The following is a 17,112-nucleotide window of genomic DNA, read 5'->3' on the forward strand; positions in this document are numbered from 1 at the left end:
TCCCGATCCACGCTGCGCCCGCCGTATCCGGCAAGGCCTATTTGTCACCCTCAATCTGTCCGAAATCCGCTACCAGGCCCATCGTGGCCCGGATGCGGGACAAAAGCTTCAAACGGTTGACGCGCAAGGCATCGTCATCCGCATTCACGGTCACCTTGTCGAAAAAGGCGTCGATGGGCCCGCGCAAACCGGCGAGCGCCGCCATCGCACCGGCAAAATCCTCTGACTCGCGCGCCGCATTGGCGTCCTCGGCCGTATCGCCAAGGGCCGAAGCCAAGGCCTTTTCCTCGTCCAACGTGAAAACGGAGTTGTCCGGCTCCCCGTCATAGGAGGTGCCGTCCTTCTTTTCCTCGATCCGCAGAATGTTCGCAGCACGGCGATAGGCTGTCAGCAGATTCGATCCGTCTTCGGATTCAAGGAATGATTTCAGCGCCTCGACCCGCGCGACGAGCCGTACAAGGTCGTCCTCATCGCCGAGGGAGAAGAGCGCGGTGATCAGGTCATGCCCGATCCCTTCCTCGCGCAGATGAACTTTCAGGCGATCTGCAAAGAAGGCCAGCAGATCCATCGCCGTGTCGGCCGCTTTTTCGACCGGCAAGTCGACCAGCTTCTGTTCCGCGTACAGACCGAACTGCTCCGCGAAGACATGCCCCAGCGGCAGACGCAGGCCGTTTTCCAACACCAGACGAATGATACCCAGCGCCGCACGGCGCAGCGCAAATGGGTCCTTCGAGCCGGTCGGCTTTTCATCGATCAGCCAGAAGCCCGCCAAAGTGTCGATCTTCTCCGCCAAGGCGACGGCGACCGAGGTCGGTGCGGTCGGGCAATCGTCCGCGGGACCGGCGGGTGAATAATGTTCGGCAATTGCGTTCGCGACCAGATCTTCCTCGTCCTGATCAAGGGCGTAGTAGCGCCCCATGATGCCCTGAAGTTCCGGGAACTCGCCGACCATTTCGGTCACAAGATCCGCCTTGGCGAGCTGCGCGGCACGGCGCGCCAGCATGCCGTCGCCACCGGGAATATGCTCGGCCAATGCCTCGGCCAGGGCGGCAATCCGGTCCACCCGGTCCGCGACGCTGCCGAGCTTGGCGTGGAAGATGATCTTGGACAGATCGTCCAGCCTGCCCTCAAGCGGCGTTGCGCGATCCTGATCCCAGAAGAACTTCGCGTCCGACAGGCGCGCGCGCAGCACCCTTTCGTTGCCTTCGACGATCGCCTTGCCGCCATCCGATGCGACCATATTCGCGACCACGGCGAAACGCGGCGCCATGACGCCATCAGCCGTTTCCAGGGCGAAATACTTCTGATGCGTCCGCATCGAGGTGGTCAGCACTTCCGGCGGCACAGCCATGAAGGCCTCGTCGATCTTGCCGACCAGGACGGTGGGCCATTCGACCAGGCCCGCGACCTCGTCCAACAAGGCAGGATCGGGCTTGAGGACCAATCCCTCCGCGGCGGCCTTTTCGTCCAACTGCTGCTGGATAACGGCCTTGCGTTCCGCATGATCCAGGATCACATGCCGTTCCCGTAGCAAGGCGCGGTAATTCTCAAAATTTTCGACCGTAAAGGCGCCTGCGCCGAGGAAGCGATGGCCATGGGTTTCGTTACAGAAAGCCATCGAACCCGGGTTCAGATCGATCTCGCCGTTGAGGGCGACTCCGTCGAAAACGGCGAGGACCGAGTGCAGCGGGCGCACCCACCGAAACCCGACATCGGCAAAGCGCATGCTTTTCGGCCAGGAGAGTTGGCGAATGGCATCCTTGACGATGTCGGAAAGAACGTCCGCCGCGGGCCGCCCCTTTCGCTCGATCACAGCGAAATAGACAGCACCTTTCGGCGTTTCGCGCTGTTCGCATTCCTCAATCGAATTCAACCCGACGCTTTTCAGAAAACCGTCCAAGGCCTGCTGGGGTGCGCCGACCTTGGGGCCCTTGCGTTCTTCCTGCAGGTCCGGCTGGCTCAAGGGCAAGCCGTCCACCACGACGGCCAGACGCCGCGGCGTGGAATAGGATGCGATGGATGCAAAATCGAGGTTGGCTGCCTTGAGCCCGTCCGCCACCAGTCGCTTCAAATCGTCCGCCGCACGCACTTGCATGCGGGCCGGAATTTCTTCCGAGAACACCTCTAGCAGAAGTTCAGCCATTACAAATGCCCTCTGCTTTTCAGGAATGCTTCCGCGCAAGCCTTCGCCAGGGCGCGGACGCGGCCGATATAGGCTTGGCGCTCGGTCACGGAAATCACGCCGCGGGCGTCCAGAAGATTGAACAGATGACTGGCCTTTAGGCACTGATCATAGGCGGGAAGCGCGACGCCGCCATCGATCAGCGCGCCGCATTCCTTCTCCGCATCCTCGAAATGGCGCAGGATCATCGCCGTGTCCGCCAGTTCGAAATTGTGCTTGGAATACTCCACTTCCGACTGATGGTAGACCTCGCCATAGGTCATGTCGGCGCTGAACTGCAGGTCATAGACGTTCTCGACGCCCTGGACATACATGGCCAGCCGCTCCAACCCATAGGTCAATTCGGTGGAGACGGGGTTGCAGTCGAACCCGCCGACCTGCTGAAAATAGGTGAACTGGCTGACTTCCATGCCGTCGCACCAGACTTCCCAGCCCAGCCCCCAGGCACCCAGGGTGGGGCTTTCCCAATCGTCCTCGACGAAACGAATGTCGTGGTTCGCCGGGTCGATACCGATTTCCCGCAGGCTGCCCAGATAAAGTTCCTGGCTGTCCTCAGGCGAGGGCTTCAGGATCACCTGATACTGATAATAGTGCTGCAAACGGTTCGGGTTCTCACCGTAACGCCCGTCCGTCGGACGGCGGGACGGCTGGACATAGGCGGCCTTCCAGGGTTCCGGCCCCAGGCTGCGCAGGGTCGTCGCCCAGTGAAAGGTGCCCGCCCCGACTTCCATGTCATAAGGTTGTAGGATCACGCATCCCTGCGCCGACCAATATCGGTGCAGGGCGAGGATCATATCCTGGAAAGTACTCACGACATTGCGCCTGTGTTGACCAAACCCACCCCCGGCCGGTTGCACCGGACATTGACTGTCCATTGAAGAGAAGGCGTTCGAACCGGCAAAGTGCGGCGCAACATAACGGCGGGTGGGGCGGGAATCAACGCGCGCGTGCCGATCGGGCGCACGACACTTTCGTCCATGCCGAACACCGTACCGCGGCTCCGTGCGAGCGCAGTAACCCGGCACCGCAAGACGGTTTTGCCACGGGAGACCGAGTAGGATAAGAAATCTGCCACCGGGACCGTGGCCAGGAACTGAGCCCCGGAAGTGAGGACAAACGATGTTTCCGACAAAAAGATTGCGTCGCCTGCGCCGGACACCGGCCCTTCGCGCCCTGATGAACGAGACCCAGGTGACGCTCGATGACCTGATCTATCCGATCTTCGTCGAGGAGGAATTGGAGACCCCGGCGCCGATCGAGAGCATGCCGGGCGTGTTCCGGATCCCGGAATCGGGACTTGCCGAAGAGGTCCGGCGCGTCGCGGATCTCGGCATTCGGGCCGTCCTGCTGTTCGGGGTTTCCCGTCACAAGGACGAAATCGGATCCGATTCGATGAAGGACGAGGGCCTTGTCGGGCGGATGGTGCGCATTGCCAAGGAAGCCGGCCCGGACACCCTGATCATCGCCGATATCTGTTTCTGCGAATTCACCGACCACGGCCATTGCGGCGTCATCCATGACGGCGACGTCGACAACGACGCAACACTGGACAATCTGGTGGAACAGACCCTGGTCGCGGCACGCGCCGGCGTGGACGTGATCGCCCCCAGCGGCATGATGGACGGAACAATCGCGACCCTCCGCGACGCATTGGATGGGGAAGGCTTCGGCAATATCCCGATCATGGCCTATTCGACCAAGTTCGCGTCCGCCTTCTACGGCCCCTTCCGGGAAGCGGCCGGCACGACGCTGAAAGGCGATCGCAAAACCTATCAGATGCAACCCGGCAATCGGCGCGAAGGATTGCTGGAGTCGCTTCAGGACGAAGCGGAAGGCGCGGACATGCTGATGGTGAAGCCCGGCATGCCGTATCTGGACATCCTGGCCGATATCCGCCGCGAGACCCTGCTGCCGCTTTGCGTGTATCAGGTCAGCGGCGAGTATTCGATGATCAAATTCGCGGGCCAGGCCGGTGCGTTGGATGAAGACGCGGTTATGATGGAAAGCCTCACCGCGTTTAAACGCGCCGGCGCCGACCTCATCATCACCTATTTCGCACCGAAATTCGCCGAACTGACGTCGAAAACCTAGACGGCAGCCGGCACCAGGGTCCAGACGGCGAGGAGCGGCTCGTCCGTCGACCGCATGGCATGTACGATGCCGGGCGGGTTGTGGAACAGCCCCCCTACGCCCGGCTCCTGCCAGTCCGTATCCGTATTCCGGAAATCGCCCGGCGACAGCACGAGATAGAGTTCCTCCGGCGGGTGGGAATGATCCGGATAACGCACATTCGGCGCCAATAGCGAAACACCGATCCAGACACCCGACCGCTCGGTCAATCCATTCGGACCGACAACGAAGGTATTGGCGTGTCCGCTGGGAAAATTTGCGCTGCCGGTGCCGGAGAAGTCTTCCCTGTCGTACCAGGTAAGGCTGGATTCAAGCGCCGCCAAACTTCGGGCAACCGCAGCGGTTCCCGCGTGGGACGAGGCGGTCCGCACCGCCCTGTCGAAGCACGAACAAACCGGCAGGCGATGACCGGTCAAATCGCCGGTGATGCGGGCGTCGACGCATGCCTCGCGCCCCGCGCTGAATACACGGTTCTGCCCGGGACCGTTCAATGCCGGTTCAATAGCGGCAAAAAGATCAGCCAGAAATTGCTTCAGGTCGGTATCGAGATCGGTCCTGCTCAAGCGTCCACATCCACTCGACTAAATCAGTAAGGGCAATCCTTGCGCCCGCAATTGGCACCGCCGACCGGAACGTAAGCACCGCAAACGGGGCATTTTTCCGTGTCCTCGACCGCATTGTCGGTCTGCCCGGTCTTCTCGCGCATGGATTTCCGGATGCGTTCGCCCATCGTGCGTTCTCCCGGGCGGCGGTCACCGTCCTGAATCCGCTGCGATCGCGAATAGAATTTGAAGCCCTGCCATACGATTACGATGACGGCGACAAGGACCAGCAGTTTTCCGAGTGACAATCCAAACATCAACAATCCCTACGCGGCGCCTTGTGGCAGGTCAAACCCCCAGTCACACCTCTATCCGTCCCCCGGACAGCAACACCCGACACTTCCGGAAGCGGTCTTACAATCCCAGACGCGACCACCAGAACCGACGGTCCGCGGCCTGAATCAATGCATCCGGCATGGCGGCGGCAAAATCCGCGCCCAAGCCGTCTCCGTGACGCAGACCCAGGCGACGCTGAACCCAATTTTTACGCGGCGTCATGACGGGCAGCTTCACGTTTTCACCGAACTTCTCGCGGCAGATGGTGCGAATTTCGCCGAGGCCGTCGACCAAGCCCAAATCAAGCGCCTGCCGGCCGGTCCAGAACTCACCGCTGAAGAGTGTATCTTCCGGCGCTTTCAGGCGATCGCCTCGGCGCGACGTGACCCAACCGGTGAACTGATCGTGGATGTCCTTCTGCAGGGCCTTGAGGCGTTTGATGTCCTCCTGGTTTTCCGGCTGAAACGGATCAAGCTGGGACTTCGCCTGACCCGCCGTGTAGACGCGGCGTTCGATGCCCGCTTTCTCCAGCAGCGCCGGGAATCCGAACCCGGCCGAAATGACACCGATCGATCCGACGACGGTGGCGTCGGCGGCGTAGATTTCATCGGCGGCACACGCCAGCCAATAGCCTCCGGACGCCGCGGCGTCCTCCAGGAAGGCAATCACCTTTCGGTCCTTCTCCGCGGCCATCAGCCGGATGCGCTTGGCGATCAGGTCCGATTGCACCGGCGAACCGCCCGGCGAATTGACGATCAAGGCCACGGCGGCGGCCTTGTCATCCTCGAATGCCTTGTCGATGGGTTCCGCGAGATCGGCCAGGGTCAGGCCGCCCTGCCGGAATCTGCCGGCATCCCCGACAACGCCCGTCAGGCGAATCACGGGGACGACCGGCGCCATTTCCATGCGATCGGCCAACCTCTTCCCGATCAAAGGGATTTTCCGGACGAACGGATGCGGTTTGGCCGCCTTGCCCTTGCCACCGCTTGCGCTACTGCCGCCGGCGGCCTGATTCTGCTCACTCATACCGATCCCCGTTGCCGTCTATGACACTCGTTTCCATATCTCATTCGAGGGTTTTACCCGTCTTCCGGCGGACGGCAAGCTTCCTCCAGCACCCATTCCCGGAACTGTTGGGCAGGCGCGCGCAACGGGATGCCCTTTCGCGTCACCAGATAATAATCCAACGGGACTTCATCGCCGGGGCCGAGCGGCAGGACGAGCCGGCCGGATTTCAGATCCTCTTCCATCAGCGAGACGACCCCGAGAAACACACCCTGCCCCTCCACCGCCGCCTGGTGCCCCAGATGCTTGATCGTGAAGAAGGAGCGACTGTCCAGGTGAACGTCCTCCACTCCCATGGCGCGCAACCATTCGCTCCATTCATCCGGGTCACTGTCGTCGATCAATTGATGTTTCAACAGATCACTCGGCTTTTCCAACGGCGGCGCCTTGGCGAGATAAGCCGGCGAACAGACAGGTGCCAAGGTCCCGCCGATGATCCGCTCGGCCGTCAGCCCCGGCCATTTCCCTGATCCATAGCGGACGCCCAGATCGACATCCTCGCGGGCCAGATCGACCAGTTCCGTTTCCGGCGATATTCGGACGATGACATCAGGATATCGCGCCCGGAACCGGTTGAGGCGCGGCACCATCCATCGCGACGCGAAAGTCGGCGTCGTCGTGACGTTCACCGGCCCCGTATCGTTGAATGCCTTTACCTGCCGGGTTGCATCCAGAATGCCCTCGAATGCATTCAGCAGCGCCGCGGCATACATCGCGCCGCTTTCGGTCAAGGCGATGGACCGGCCGACCCGTTTCAGAAGCTTGACGCCGAGCCAATCCTCGAGCGACCGGATCTGCTGGCTGACCGCCGCATGGGTAACGTTCAGTTCGACAGCCGCCTGACTGACGCTCAAATGCCGCGCCGTTGCCTCAAAGGCCCGGATGGCGGTCAGGGAAGGGAGTTTTGCATGCATGGGTTTAATGTAAGTTCAACTTACGTATTTGCAATAATTCCTGACTGGAAATTCTTTCTTCGAAGGCGCAATTAACCGTTAACAAATCGAGGCTAGAAAGCGTTGTCGCAAACGCGGCCCGATCATCACTCAGCGGTTATGGAGAATTGAAATGAACGCCGTTGGATTCGATTATTTGATGGTAGCCACCCTGACCGAAAATCGGTCGAATGATGAGCGTCAGGCTCAGTATTATCGCGAGTTGCGCCGCGAAGCGGAATTGCAGGAACGCAATCGCCAGGCTTGGAAAGCGCGCTGGAACGCCGTGCGTTCGCTGTTTGCCGCGACGACCAAGCGGCCGCTCCAAACCGGTGTCGTCGGTCCGGTCGCCACCGCGTCCTGATAGCAACCAGAGCCGAATACCGCTTACGCCCTGATGTAATTTCAACTTATATTTTCCTAACAAGTTGAAATTTTGTGACCCAAAACAAAGTTTGAAGATCCAGATATTTCAAGAAACTGTTTCCTCAGGGGCGCGTGAATGTTGAGCGGCCGGTCGCGGATGGAGGATACCTCACCCGTGCCGGCCGTTTCCATTTCACAAATCGACGATCACATGACGCCGTCCGAACGGCCCTAACCGAGGGTCACCTTGATATCCGTGATCTCGATCGCCGGATCCAAGAGTTTCACATTCACGACCACGCCATCAACCGGCGGAGAGCTGCCGAAGGAAACGTCCAGGCTGTTGCCACTGGATTGCTGCAACAGATTGGTCCCTTTGTTGTCGGTATTGCCGACTTGATTGACGGTGATCTGGATCAGCCCGGCATTGATATCCGCCAATGCGTCACCATTGACGAAGGTTCCTCCGAAATCGACTGAGACCCGCGGGATCGGAACGTTCGCTTCGGTATTGGCAATAAACTCGTAGCGTTCCAATCCGTCCCGGATGAAGCGTTCGACCCCGGTGCTGGATGTGGTGATCGCGGTCGTCACCAAGTCCCCACGGGTTCCGGAACCGGAATTCACGCCGACGACGCTGAGGTAGTCGAGGTTCTCGAACTCGTCGGCGACGTATTGCAAGCTTTCGAAATCGGCCAGCGACAATTCATGGACCTGCCCGCCGGCCAATTCGGTTCCATTGAGGAACAGGCGTCCCGTCGGCACGGGCAAGGTTTCGTCTTCGCCCTGCCGGACGCTGCCGCTCAGTCGCACCTGGACTTTGTCCGGCGCCGTCGCGGAATCGCTGATGATCAGATCGCTGACATTCAGCGTCGCGTCCCCGGCTATGGCAACGCGGTTGTTCAGCAATTGGGTCAATTGGTTGTCGAGTGTCAGACCCACGGTTTCCGTCGCGAACAATTCCTGCAGCTTCGGCCGGTTGGAAACGCCTTCGAACGGGGTGCGCGGCCCTTCGGAACTGATCCCGAAGCGGGCCTGGAGGTCTCGCAGGACTTTTTCGGGCGAACGGCGCAGAAATTCATTTTCCGGCCGGTCGCGGAATCGCAGCCGGTTCTGGACCGACCTTGCATCGACGCGCTCCGGTTCTTCCTTCAACCGGTCGAAGATTCTCTGTTCCAGCAGGACATTCTGCTGGTCGATGACATTCGCGATGGGTTGGAACAGAAAATCCGCCGTGGCCGTCGAAAACCCGGGGATAACCTTTTGCTCGTTTCTGCCGAACTGCGCAAACCCGCCCGGGTTCTGCAATCGGCTCAGCGACGCGGCAAGAACAACGTTGTTTTGGTTTCTTGAAACGGATTCAACCATTTCTCTAGCCTTTCTGGCTTCCTATCAGCCATGCCATTTCGGCATGCAAACTCCGTTCCACAATCCTTCTGGAGGGGACACGGATTTCGATACGCGTTTATTAGCACAAAAATAGGCTTATGGGAATGAGACTCCGCGCCTCAAGACTGCATCCGCCTGGGCGGTATAGGACTGCCCGTCGCCATGCAGAACCAGCCCTGGCAGCAAGGACGATCCGCCCCGCACCCCCTTGCGGGCCCGCACGATGACACGCTTTGCGGCCACACCAGCGCGCGGCCACAAAGGTATGATCTCGATATCTCCAGCCTTGCCGTGCAGCGCGGCCATGATGTCGTCCAACCGGTCTGCCCGCTGGACGATGGCAAAGCCGCCCTTATGGCGCAGCATGAGCAGGGCCATTTCGATCCACTCGGCAATCGTTGCCCCGTTCTCGATATTTGATCTGGCCTTGTCCTGGTTTGGCGGTCTGTCCGCCGAGGGGGCATCAAGGTAGGGCGGGTTGGTGAAGACCTGATCGAATGACGCCTTCTCCACCCCCGCCAACGGCAAATCGCGGATGTCCGCCCGGGCAATCTGCATCCGGTCGGCGAACCCGTTCACATCCGCGTTCGACCGGGCCAAAGCTGCGGCGTCTGGGTCGACTTCCACCCCGCATCCGTTTGCGTGCGGCACGCGATGGAGATAGCAGAGCAGGGTGGCGCCGGTTCCGGTGCCGAGATCAAGAACACGGCCGCCCGGCCGGACTTCAGGCACCGCGGCGGCTAGGAGGACCGGGTCGATCGCCGCGCGGTATCCGTCACGTTTCTGATGCAGGCGAACCGCACCGTCCAGCAGACTGTCCTCGGTAATCTCCACGGCCGCGTCACCAATACTCGCCGGCATCGACGAGGAGACGTATCGCGCGATCGTAATCCTCCTCATCCACCATCAATCGTTTCGGAAAAGCGCCGATAGATCCTTCGACGGCGCTGACATAGACGTCCAGCATCAATGGTTCGATGGATGCATCGCGCAACAGGGCTGTCAGAAAGGATAGCCTGACGGGGTCCGTCGTCCGCAACAGTTCTCGCATCCACGCCCCTTCAGTTATGCGCCTGACAAGCCGACTTTCGGCCTCCCCGTGCCTGCCGCTCCGCTCACCGCCTCGCGGTAACATCAGGATACCGTGAATCGGCTGAAAAACCGCCTATATTCAATAAACTGCGGCCAAGTGCGGCTTGACCCTTCTTGCCCCCTGTCTATGTTGCGCAGTACCGGCTGTAAAGCGGCCGCGAGGCAAGGTGGGCCCAGTGGACGGGACCGCGAACGGATATGCCGCCGGTTACGGTCGGCAGGAGGGCACATGGGTATCGTCGTTGGCATCAACAAGGACCGCGAAAGCGGGCGCAAGCCGTCCATCGACGCCTTGCAGCGCCTTGTCGGCGAGGACCTGCAAAAGGTCAATCAGCATATCCTGACGCATATGCAGAGCCCGGTTGCGCTGATCCCGCAACTTGCCAGCCACCTGATCGCCGCCGGCGGCAAACGCCTGCGCCCGATGCTCACCCTGGCCGCCGCCAATCTGTGCGGTTACACCGGGACCAGGCATATCGGCCTGTCCGCCTGTGTCGAATTCATACACACCGCCACGCTGTTGCACGACGACGTGGTCGACGAATCCGAACTGCGCCGCGGCCAGGAAAGCGCCAATGCGGTCTGGGGCAATCAAGCTTCCGTCCTGGTCGGCGATTTTCTGTTCTCCCGCGCGTTCCAATTGATGGTCGCCGACGGATCCTTGTCGGTTCTGAAGATTCTCTCCGACGCATCCGCCGTGATCGCGGAGGGTGAAGTTCTGCAGTTGATGACCGCGAATGACCCGCAGGCTTCCGAGGAAGCCTATCTGGAAGTCATCCGGTCCAAGACCGCGACGCTTTTCGCTGCGGCAAGCCGCGTCGGCGCGGTGGTCGCGGACCGTCCCAGCGTTCAGGAAGAGGCCCTCGAATCCTTCGGCATGAATTTGGGGATCGCCTTTCAGCTGATCGACGACGTGCTGGACTATTCGGCCAAGCAGGCCCAGCTGGGCAAAACCGTCGGCGACGATTTCCGGGAAGGGAAAGTCACGCTGCCCCTGATTCTGGCCTGGCGCCGCGGCAGCGAGGAAGAGCGCGAATTCTGGCGCCGGACGATCGAACGGCTGGACCAGACCGAAGACGATCTGGAAACGGCCATTGGCCTGATGACCAAGCACCGGTCGCTGAACGACACCGTTGAACGCGCGCGGCATTATGCGTCCATCGCGAAGGACTCGCTAGGCATTTTCCCGGATGGTGACATGAAGTCCGCCATGCTCGAGGTAGTCGATTTCTGCGTCGAACGGGCCTATTGAGGACAGCTGCGATGGTGCGCCGCGCCACCGCGAAAGACGTTCCGGAACTCGCCGATCTCTACGCCCATTTCTATGCCGAAGACGCGATCGCGGTTTCGGCCGACGATATCCGTAAAAACCTCGCCGCCATGTTGCAGGACGACCGCGCGGCGGTCTGGCTGGCAGAGGACGCGGGCCGCATCATCGGCTTTTCCTCCGCAACGCTGACGCTGGGCGTCGAGTTCGGATGGTCATCGGAAATCGAGGATCTTTATATTCATCCAGACCATCGCGGCCGCGGTCTGGCACGGCGACTGTTCCAAACGGCGGTCGACTGGGCAGAGGAAAACGGAGCGGCCGAAATCATCTTGATGATCACACCGGAAGCCGAAGCGGATCAGGGCCTCATCGCCTTTTATGAGAAAATGGGATTCACCAGATCCGGCCGCGTCGTGATGTACAGAAGCGGCAATCAATAAGTCCGCAACCCAAAAAATCAGGGGATCAGTTCTTCCATGAAAGCCGGCAGCGCAAACGCAGCCTGATGGACCGCCGGGGTGTAATAGCGGGTCGGGACCTTGCCTTTGGCGAAACGTTCGGCAAGTTCCGCGCCCGTCGCGGCATTGGACAGGTCCGTCTGTTTGCTGGCCCAGGTCAGCGCCATCTGCCCGCCGATATAGGTCGGAGTCACGGTCAGATAGGTACCGGTCTTCGGGAACAGCTTGCCCAACAGGGCCAAAGCATCGGTGAATTCCTGCGGCTGGTAAATCGGCACGCCGGTCTGGAAGACCGCGATGCCGCGATCACTCAATGCGTCTTTCAGCCGACCGTAGAAGGTCTCCCCGAACAGCACTTCCGCAGGACCGACCGGGTCCGGACGGTCCGCAATAATCAGGTCGTAGCGCCCCTTCGCTTCGGGGGCGGCGAGGAAATCGAACGCATCTACCGCGTGAACATGCAGGCGCGGGTCGTCGAAGACACCATTATGCACCTTGGGCAGATGCTGCTTCGACAATTCGATGACACGGCCGTCGATATCCACGAGGTCGACCGATTTAACGCCGGCATGTTTCAGGATCTCTTCCGCTACGGCGCCGTCGCCGCCGCCCACGATCATCGCGTGTTCAATGCCGTCGAGCGCATAGATCGGCGGGTGTGCCAGCATTTCCGAATAGGTGAACTCGTCCAATTCGGTCAGTTGGATGATGCCGTCAAGAACCAGGACACGGCCATGCATCGCGCTGTCGAAGATCAACAGGTCCTGAAAAGCCGTCTTCTCCTCGGCCACGATGCCGGTTGCGCCGAATTGCTGCGCATATCCTTCATACAGGGTCTCGGAAACGGTCCTGGTCATTGTTACGCGGCCTCGCTCACCTTGTTGCCGATCGTCACGACTTCTGCACCGCCTTCCCAGAAGGGACGGCCGGCCACTTCGACATACAGGTCGGAATGAAAGCCGTTAAATCGGGTGCGGTACGCATTTGAATACGCGCCCATCTTGCCAATTTCCAGCCAATCGCCGGTTTTTACTTCATTCGCGATGGTGAACGGGCCAGGGCACGAATCAACGCTGTCGCAGGTCGGCCCGAACATCTGGAAACTGCCGGTTTCGCCGTCAATGATCTCGGAACCGCCGAAACCGTCCGCGCGCAGTGCCTGGATCGGGAAGACCGGGCCGAGGTATTTGAGCTCGGACAGACCGCCGAAAACACCGTCGTTCAGGAACAGGTCGTTGCGGCGTCGCAGATCGACGCGCACCAGCATGGATTGACCGACACCGACCAGTCCGCGGCCCGGCTCACAGCGCAACGCAACCTCGCCTTCGAAAGCAAGATCGGCAACCGCGGCAGTGATCTCATCGACATAGGCCTGGAATTCGCCTTCCGTGCCCGTGTAGATCGCCGGAAAACCGCCGCCGACATCGAGGACGTCCAACGGAACGTTCGCCAAGGCCTGGACGCGGCGGCAGATCTCCAACGCGTGGCGGTAGGCCTGCGGGTTGGTGCAGTAGGAACCGACATGGAAGGTCAGGCCGGTGCGGAAACCGCGGCGATGCACTTCCGCGAGCAATTGGGCCGCTTCCTCGACCGGCGCGCCGAATTTGCCGGTAAGGTCCATCGCCGCCTGACCACGGGGCATTTCCACGCGCACGACAAGGGTCGTATCGGCGGTATCGTTCGCGCCGACGGCGGCAACGATCTTTTCAAGCTCGTCGATATGGTCGAGCGCGAAGGCTTTGACGCCGTGAATCCGATAGGCCGCCGCGATCGCATGCGCCGGTTTCACGGGATGCATGAAATGGCATTCGGCATCCGGGAACATACCGCGGATCATCTCGATTTCCGCCAGCGACGCGGTATCGAAATGGCGGACGCCACCGTCGTACAAGCCGCGCAGGACCATCGGGTGATCGTTACATTTCACCGCATAGAGCACGTCGCCCGGGAAGGCTGAAACGGCGGTGTTGGCGGTTTCAGCCAGCACGTCGGTGTAGATGAGGTGGACAGGAGTATCCGGAGAATATTCGGATACAAATGAGTATACGTCGCGATGGGCTTCGCGCATTGTTCGACCCTCCCAATTAAGACCAGTTACGGTCAACCGGGGAATCGAGCCTCTGCGCGCTCAACCGAACTCACCCGCGGCATAACCCGCAGTCGCAAGCCCACGTTGGCTCTCATCCGTTGCAGGCCGTCATATCGGGCCAAACGGGTTTCATGTCTAGTCAAAAAATTGCCTTGGGCTAAATATTTTCAACAAACCGGACATGCAGTTATTGCATGTCCAAACTGAAGGTGTCCCCCATTGCCCAAAAGAGGCGTTCTTGCACCGATCAAGAGCCTCTTTTCAGAGTTATTGGCCGAGCGTAATATTGTCAGCACCGATGCATGAACGCGCGTGGCGGCGTGCCGGCGGCGTTTCGCTGCATCACTCCCAGGAGAACCTAAATGAATCTCGCCATCAGTGCGGGTTTCTTAACGGCAACCGTGTTGCTGTACAGTTGGGCCCGCCTTGCCTTCAACAGTGAAAACTCAACGTTCAAACAGTCGTCGATGGCCGAGACGATCGCTGTCGCCACATGCGTGGCATTGACCGGTCTGATCGCTCTAACGCTTGCTTTCGCGATCACCGCCGGTATCGGTTTCAAACAGACGATCGCAGACCTGACCCTTGTCCACCTGGGCGCTATCGCGATCTGCGCGGTGATTTGCTGGTTCGTTCCGCGCCTCATTTCGAAGCGCGCCCATGCCGCCAGCGATAATCCGACCGGATCGGCGCCCGAAGGCGCGGTATCGTCGTTCCCCGGTAAGGGCCGCGGCAAGAAACCGGCCGGGTCCAGGCCCGACAAGTACCGCAAGGCGGCCTGACGCCGGGCAGGTGAGCGAATGATTGACGGACGCGGCCGGCAACGGCTGCGTCGTCAACTCGCCGCGCTGTCTACCCTTTCGGCGCGCGCATGGCGGCCGTCTCGATGCTCTTGGCATCGATGGCGAAGTGGTCGTAAAGGTCGCTCGGCGTCCCGGTCTGACCGAAATGGTCGACGCCGAGCGGCGCCACGGAATGACCGCGCACGGCCCCCATCCAGGCAAGCGCCGCCGGATGTCCGTCGATGACGGTGCAAAATCTGGCCTTTGCGGCCAGCGGTTCAAGCAGGTCCTCGATATGCGCCATTTCGCCGCCGTCGGTGCCTTTCACGCGCGCGCGTTCGACCCGCTGCCAGTCATTGTAAAGCCGTGCCGCCGAAGTCACCGCCAACAAGCCCGCGCCGGGGAATCGGTCCGCCAAGGCTTCATGCGCCGCGATAGCCTGCGGGGCGACGGCACCGGTATAGACGATGGCCAGGCCTGCGTCCGGATCCGGTTTCTTCATCCAATACCCGCCAAGGGTAATCTGGCGTTTCGTTTCATCGTCCAGCTCGCGCTTGGGCTGGTCCATCGGACGGGTCGACAGCCGCAAATAAATTGCGCCGCCGTCTTCATCCTGCATGTAGTTGAAGCCATAGCGCATGATCTCGGCCAATTCGTCGGCGAATGACGGCTCGTATCCCAGAAGACCCGGCTGCCCCATACCAATCAGCGGTGTCGATATGGATTGGTGCGCGCCGCCTTCGGGCGCCAGGGTCACGCCGCTCGGCGTCGCGACCAACATGAAGCGGGCATCCATGTAACAGGCATAGTTCAGGGCATCGAGGCCGCGGGCAATGAAGGGATCATACAATGTCCCGATCGGCAGCAAGCGTCCGCCGAACAGGCTTTCGGAAAGGCCCAGTGCCGCGAGGTTCAGGAACAGATCGTTCTCGGCGATGCCCAGTTCGATATGCTGCCCTTTCGGCGAGCGGGTCCATTTCTGGGCCGAGGGAACCTTGCGCTCGCGGAAGGTATCTTCCTTCTCGTTCCGCCCGAACAGACCGCGCTGGTTTACCCAGGGGCCCAAATTGGTGGAGACCGTGACATCCGGCGAGGTCGTCACGATCCGGTCGGCCAACATGCCGCCTTGCCGGGATATCTCGTTCAGGATCCGGCCGAAGGCTTCCTGAGTGGAGGTGCGCTCCTGGCGCGGCAGCGTGAGTGTGTCCGGAACCGGGACGCGTTGATCCTTAAGACGATAGGTCTTCCGGCGCGTATAGGGTGCCCGAGCCATCTGCGATTTCAACTCGGCCTCCGGCACCCGGACCCCTTCGAACTTATCCCATTCGTGGCCCTCACGGACGTTCTGGGCCTTGCGGAAGGCATCCATCTGGTCGGGCGTCATCAGTCCTGCATGGTTGTCCTTGTGCCCCATCAACGGCAGGCCATACCCCTTGATCGTATAGAAGATAAAGCAGGTCGGGCGGTCGTCCTGCACCTGGTCAAAGGCATGCAGCACCGCCTCCATGCTGTGCCCGCCCAAATTCGTCATCACGGCGTGCAGTTCGTCGTCCGTGTAACTGTTCAGCAGGTCATGCAGATCGCCGATATCGGCTTCATCCGCCCTGGTATCCTCCAGGATCTGACGCCGCCAGGCGGGACCGCCCTGGAAGGCAAGCGCGGAATAGACGTCGTTCGGGCATTCGTTGATGAATTTCTTCAGCAGCCGCCCGCCGGGCTTTTTGAAGGCGTCCATCTGCAACCGGCCGTATTTGACGGTGATCACATTCCAACCGACGGACCGGAACATGCGGCCGATGACGCGGAACAGATGCTCGTTCACCACCCCGTCCAGGCTCTGGCGGTTATAGTCGATCACCCACCAGCAGTTCCGGATGTCGTGCTTCCAGGTATCCATCAGGCATTCATAGACATTGCCCTCATCCAGTTCCGCATCGCCGACGATGGCGATCATCCGGCCCGGATCGTGATCCGCCGGTGTAATCCCCTTCATGCGCAGATAGTCCTGGGTGAGCGCGGCAAAATTGGTCACCGCAGCCCCCAAACCGACCGACCCGGTGGAGAAATCCACCGTCTCGTTGTCCTTGGTCCGCGACGGGTAGGACTGCGCCCCGCCATAGCCCCGGAAGTCTTCCAGCTTCTCCTGCGTCTGATTGCCGAGCAGATACTGGATCGCATGCATCACCGGGCTGCCATGCGGTTTCACGGCAATCCGGTCATGCTCGTTCATGACATGGAAATAGAGCGCGGTCAGGATCGTATTGATCGATGCACAGGAGGACTGATGCCCGCCGACCTTCACACCGTCCGGGTTTTCCCGCAGATGATTGGCGTTGTGGATCGTCCAGGTACTGAGCCAACGGACCCGACGCTCGAGTTCCTCGAGCATGCGGATGTCTTCGTCCGTATAGCTGGGCGTCCGGCCCGTGCCCGCGTCGATAATCGATCCATCAGCCGCCATAGTCTTTTCCCTACCGTT

The 17,112-nt window shown here is 60.6% G+C and carries 17 protein-coding genes; 5 read left to right on the forward strand and 12 right to left on the reverse strand.

The window, feature by feature from the left end; all coding sequences use genetic code 11:
- Positions 1-37: 37 nt before the first annotated feature.
- Both glyS and ACQK2G_RS16370 read right to left on the reverse strand, forming a co-directional pair.
- Complete coding sequence (glyS, locus tag ACQK2G_RS16365) at positions 38-2,143, reverse strand: glycine--tRNA ligase subunit beta (protein WP_425406106.1); 2,106 nt, start codon at positions 2,141-2,143, stop codon at positions 38-40.
- Positions 2,143-2,976, reverse strand: a complete 834-nt coding sequence (locus ACQK2G_RS16370; protein WP_425407657.1) for a glycine--tRNA ligase subunit alpha — start codon at positions 2,974-2,976, stop codon at positions 2,143-2,145. The genes glyS and ACQK2G_RS16370 overlap by 1 nt, the downstream gene beginning before the upstream one ends.
- Positions 2,977-3,301: 325 nt before the next feature.
- Here ACQK2G_RS16370 and hemB point away from each other — a divergent pair, with 325 nt between their 5' ends.
- Positions 3,302-4,273: a porphobilinogen synthase gene (hemB, locus tag ACQK2G_RS16375; RefSeq protein ID WP_425406107.1), complete on the forward strand. Its 972-nt coding sequence runs from the start codon at positions 3,302-3,304 to the stop codon at positions 4,271-4,273.
- Here hemB and ACQK2G_RS16380 read toward each other — a convergent pair.
- The 4 genes from ACQK2G_RS16380 to gcvA form a co-directional block, all read right to left on the reverse strand.
- The gene (locus ACQK2G_RS16380; RefSeq protein ID WP_425406108.1) at positions 4,270-4,875 is read right to left on the reverse strand and encodes a dimethylsulfonioproprionate lyase family protein; all 606 of its coding nucleotides are present in this window, start codon (positions 4,873-4,875) and stop codon (positions 4,270-4,272) included. The two genes, hemB and ACQK2G_RS16380, sit on opposite strands and share 4 nt — an antisense overlap.
- A 23-nt stretch (positions 4,876-4,898) precedes the next feature.
- Positions 4,899-5,171 carry a hypothetical protein gene (locus ACQK2G_RS16385; protein WP_425406109.1) on the reverse strand — a complete coding sequence of 91 codons (273 nt, stop codon included), beginning with the start codon at positions 5,169-5,171 and terminating at the stop codon, positions 4,899-4,901.
- A gap of 97 nt (positions 5,172-5,268) precedes the next feature.
- Positions 5,269-6,216, reverse strand: coding sequence for a S49 family peptidase (locus ACQK2G_RS16390; RefSeq protein ID WP_425406110.1), 948 nt, complete (start codon positions 6,214-6,216; stop codon positions 5,269-5,271).
- Between the two features lie 53 nt (positions 6,217-6,269).
- Positions 6,270-7,169 (reverse strand): transcriptional regulator GcvA, encoded by a 900-nt coding sequence (gene gcvA, locus ACQK2G_RS16395; protein ID WP_425406111.1) that lies wholly within the window; start codon positions 7,167-7,169, stop codon positions 6,270-6,272.
- Positions 7,170-7,320: 151 nt separating this feature from the next.
- Between gcvA and ACQK2G_RS16400 the strand changes: the two genes are divergently transcribed.
- Positions 7,321-7,551: a hypothetical protein gene (locus tag ACQK2G_RS16400; protein ID WP_425406112.1), complete on the forward strand. Its 231-nt coding sequence runs from the start codon at positions 7,321-7,323 to the stop codon at positions 7,549-7,551.
- 233 nt (positions 7,552-7,784) lie between these two features.
- On the opposite strand, the gene ACQK2G_RS16405 is transcribed toward ACQK2G_RS16400, so the two are convergent.
- The 3 genes from ACQK2G_RS16405 to ACQK2G_RS16415 form a co-directional block, all read right to left on the reverse strand.
- Positions 7,785-8,921, reverse strand: a complete 1,137-nt coding sequence (locus ACQK2G_RS16405) for a hypothetical protein (protein WP_425406113.1) — start codon at positions 8,919-8,921, stop codon at positions 7,785-7,787.
- A 117-nt stretch (positions 8,922-9,038) separates the two neighbouring features.
- The gene (locus ACQK2G_RS16410) at positions 9,039-9,803 is read right to left on the reverse strand and encodes a tRNA1(Val) (adenine(37)-N6)-methyltransferase (RefSeq protein ID WP_425406114.1); all 765 of its coding nucleotides are present in this window, start codon (positions 9,801-9,803) and stop codon (positions 9,039-9,041) included.
- On the reverse strand, positions 9,784-9,993 hold the full coding sequence (locus tag ACQK2G_RS16415) for a DUF2007 domain-containing protein (RefSeq protein WP_425406115.1): 210 nt from the start codon (positions 9,991-9,993) through the stop codon (positions 9,784-9,786). Before ACQK2G_RS16415 ends, ACQK2G_RS16410 begins: the two co-directional genes overlap by 20 nt.
- Before the next feature lie 270 nt (positions 9,994-10,263).
- On the opposite strand from ACQK2G_RS16415, the gene ACQK2G_RS16420 reads away from it, so the two are divergent.
- Positions 10,264-11,286, forward strand: a complete 1,023-nt coding sequence (locus ACQK2G_RS16420; protein WP_425406116.1) for a polyprenyl synthetase family protein — start codon at positions 10,264-10,266, stop codon at positions 11,284-11,286.
- An 11-nt stretch (positions 11,287-11,297) separates the two neighbouring features.
- Positions 11,298-11,744: an N-acetyltransferase family protein gene (locus ACQK2G_RS16425; RefSeq protein ID WP_425406117.1), complete on the forward strand. Its 447-nt coding sequence runs from the start codon at positions 11,298-11,300 to the stop codon at positions 11,742-11,744.
- A gap of 17 nt (positions 11,745-11,761) precedes the next feature.
- Here ACQK2G_RS16425 and speE read toward each other — a convergent pair whose 3' ends face one another.
- Both speE and ACQK2G_RS16435 read right to left on the reverse strand, forming a co-directional pair.
- On the reverse strand, positions 11,762-12,619 hold the full coding sequence (gene speE / locus ACQK2G_RS16430) for a polyamine aminopropyltransferase (protein WP_425406118.1): 858 nt from the start codon (positions 12,617-12,619) through the stop codon (positions 11,762-11,764).
- 2 nt (positions 12,620-12,621) lie between these two features.
- A complete protein-coding gene (locus ACQK2G_RS16435; RefSeq protein WP_425406119.1) occupies positions 12,622-13,830 on the reverse strand; it encodes a type III PLP-dependent enzyme in 1,209 nt (402 codons plus the stop codon).
- A 383-nt stretch (positions 13,831-14,213) separates the two neighbouring features.
- Here ACQK2G_RS16435 and ACQK2G_RS16440 point away from each other — a divergent pair, with 383 nt between their 5' ends.
- Complete coding sequence (locus ACQK2G_RS16440; protein WP_425406120.1) at positions 14,214-14,633, forward strand: hypothetical protein; 420 nt, start codon at positions 14,214-14,216, stop codon at positions 14,631-14,633.
- A gap of 70 nt (positions 14,634-14,703) precedes the next feature.
- Here ACQK2G_RS16440 and ACQK2G_RS16445 read toward each other — a convergent pair whose 3' ends face one another.
- Positions 14,704-17,094: a transketolase gene (locus ACQK2G_RS16445; protein ID WP_425406121.1), complete on the reverse strand. Its 2,391-nt coding sequence runs from the start codon at positions 17,092-17,094 to the stop codon at positions 14,704-14,706.
- Between the last annotated feature and the right edge of the window lie 18 nt (positions 17,095-17,112).

The sequence above is a fragment of the Hwanghaeella sp. genome, assembly GCF_965227365.1.
GTDB lineage: Bacteria > Pseudomonadota > Alphaproteobacteria > UBA8366 > Aestuariispiraceae > Hwanghaeella.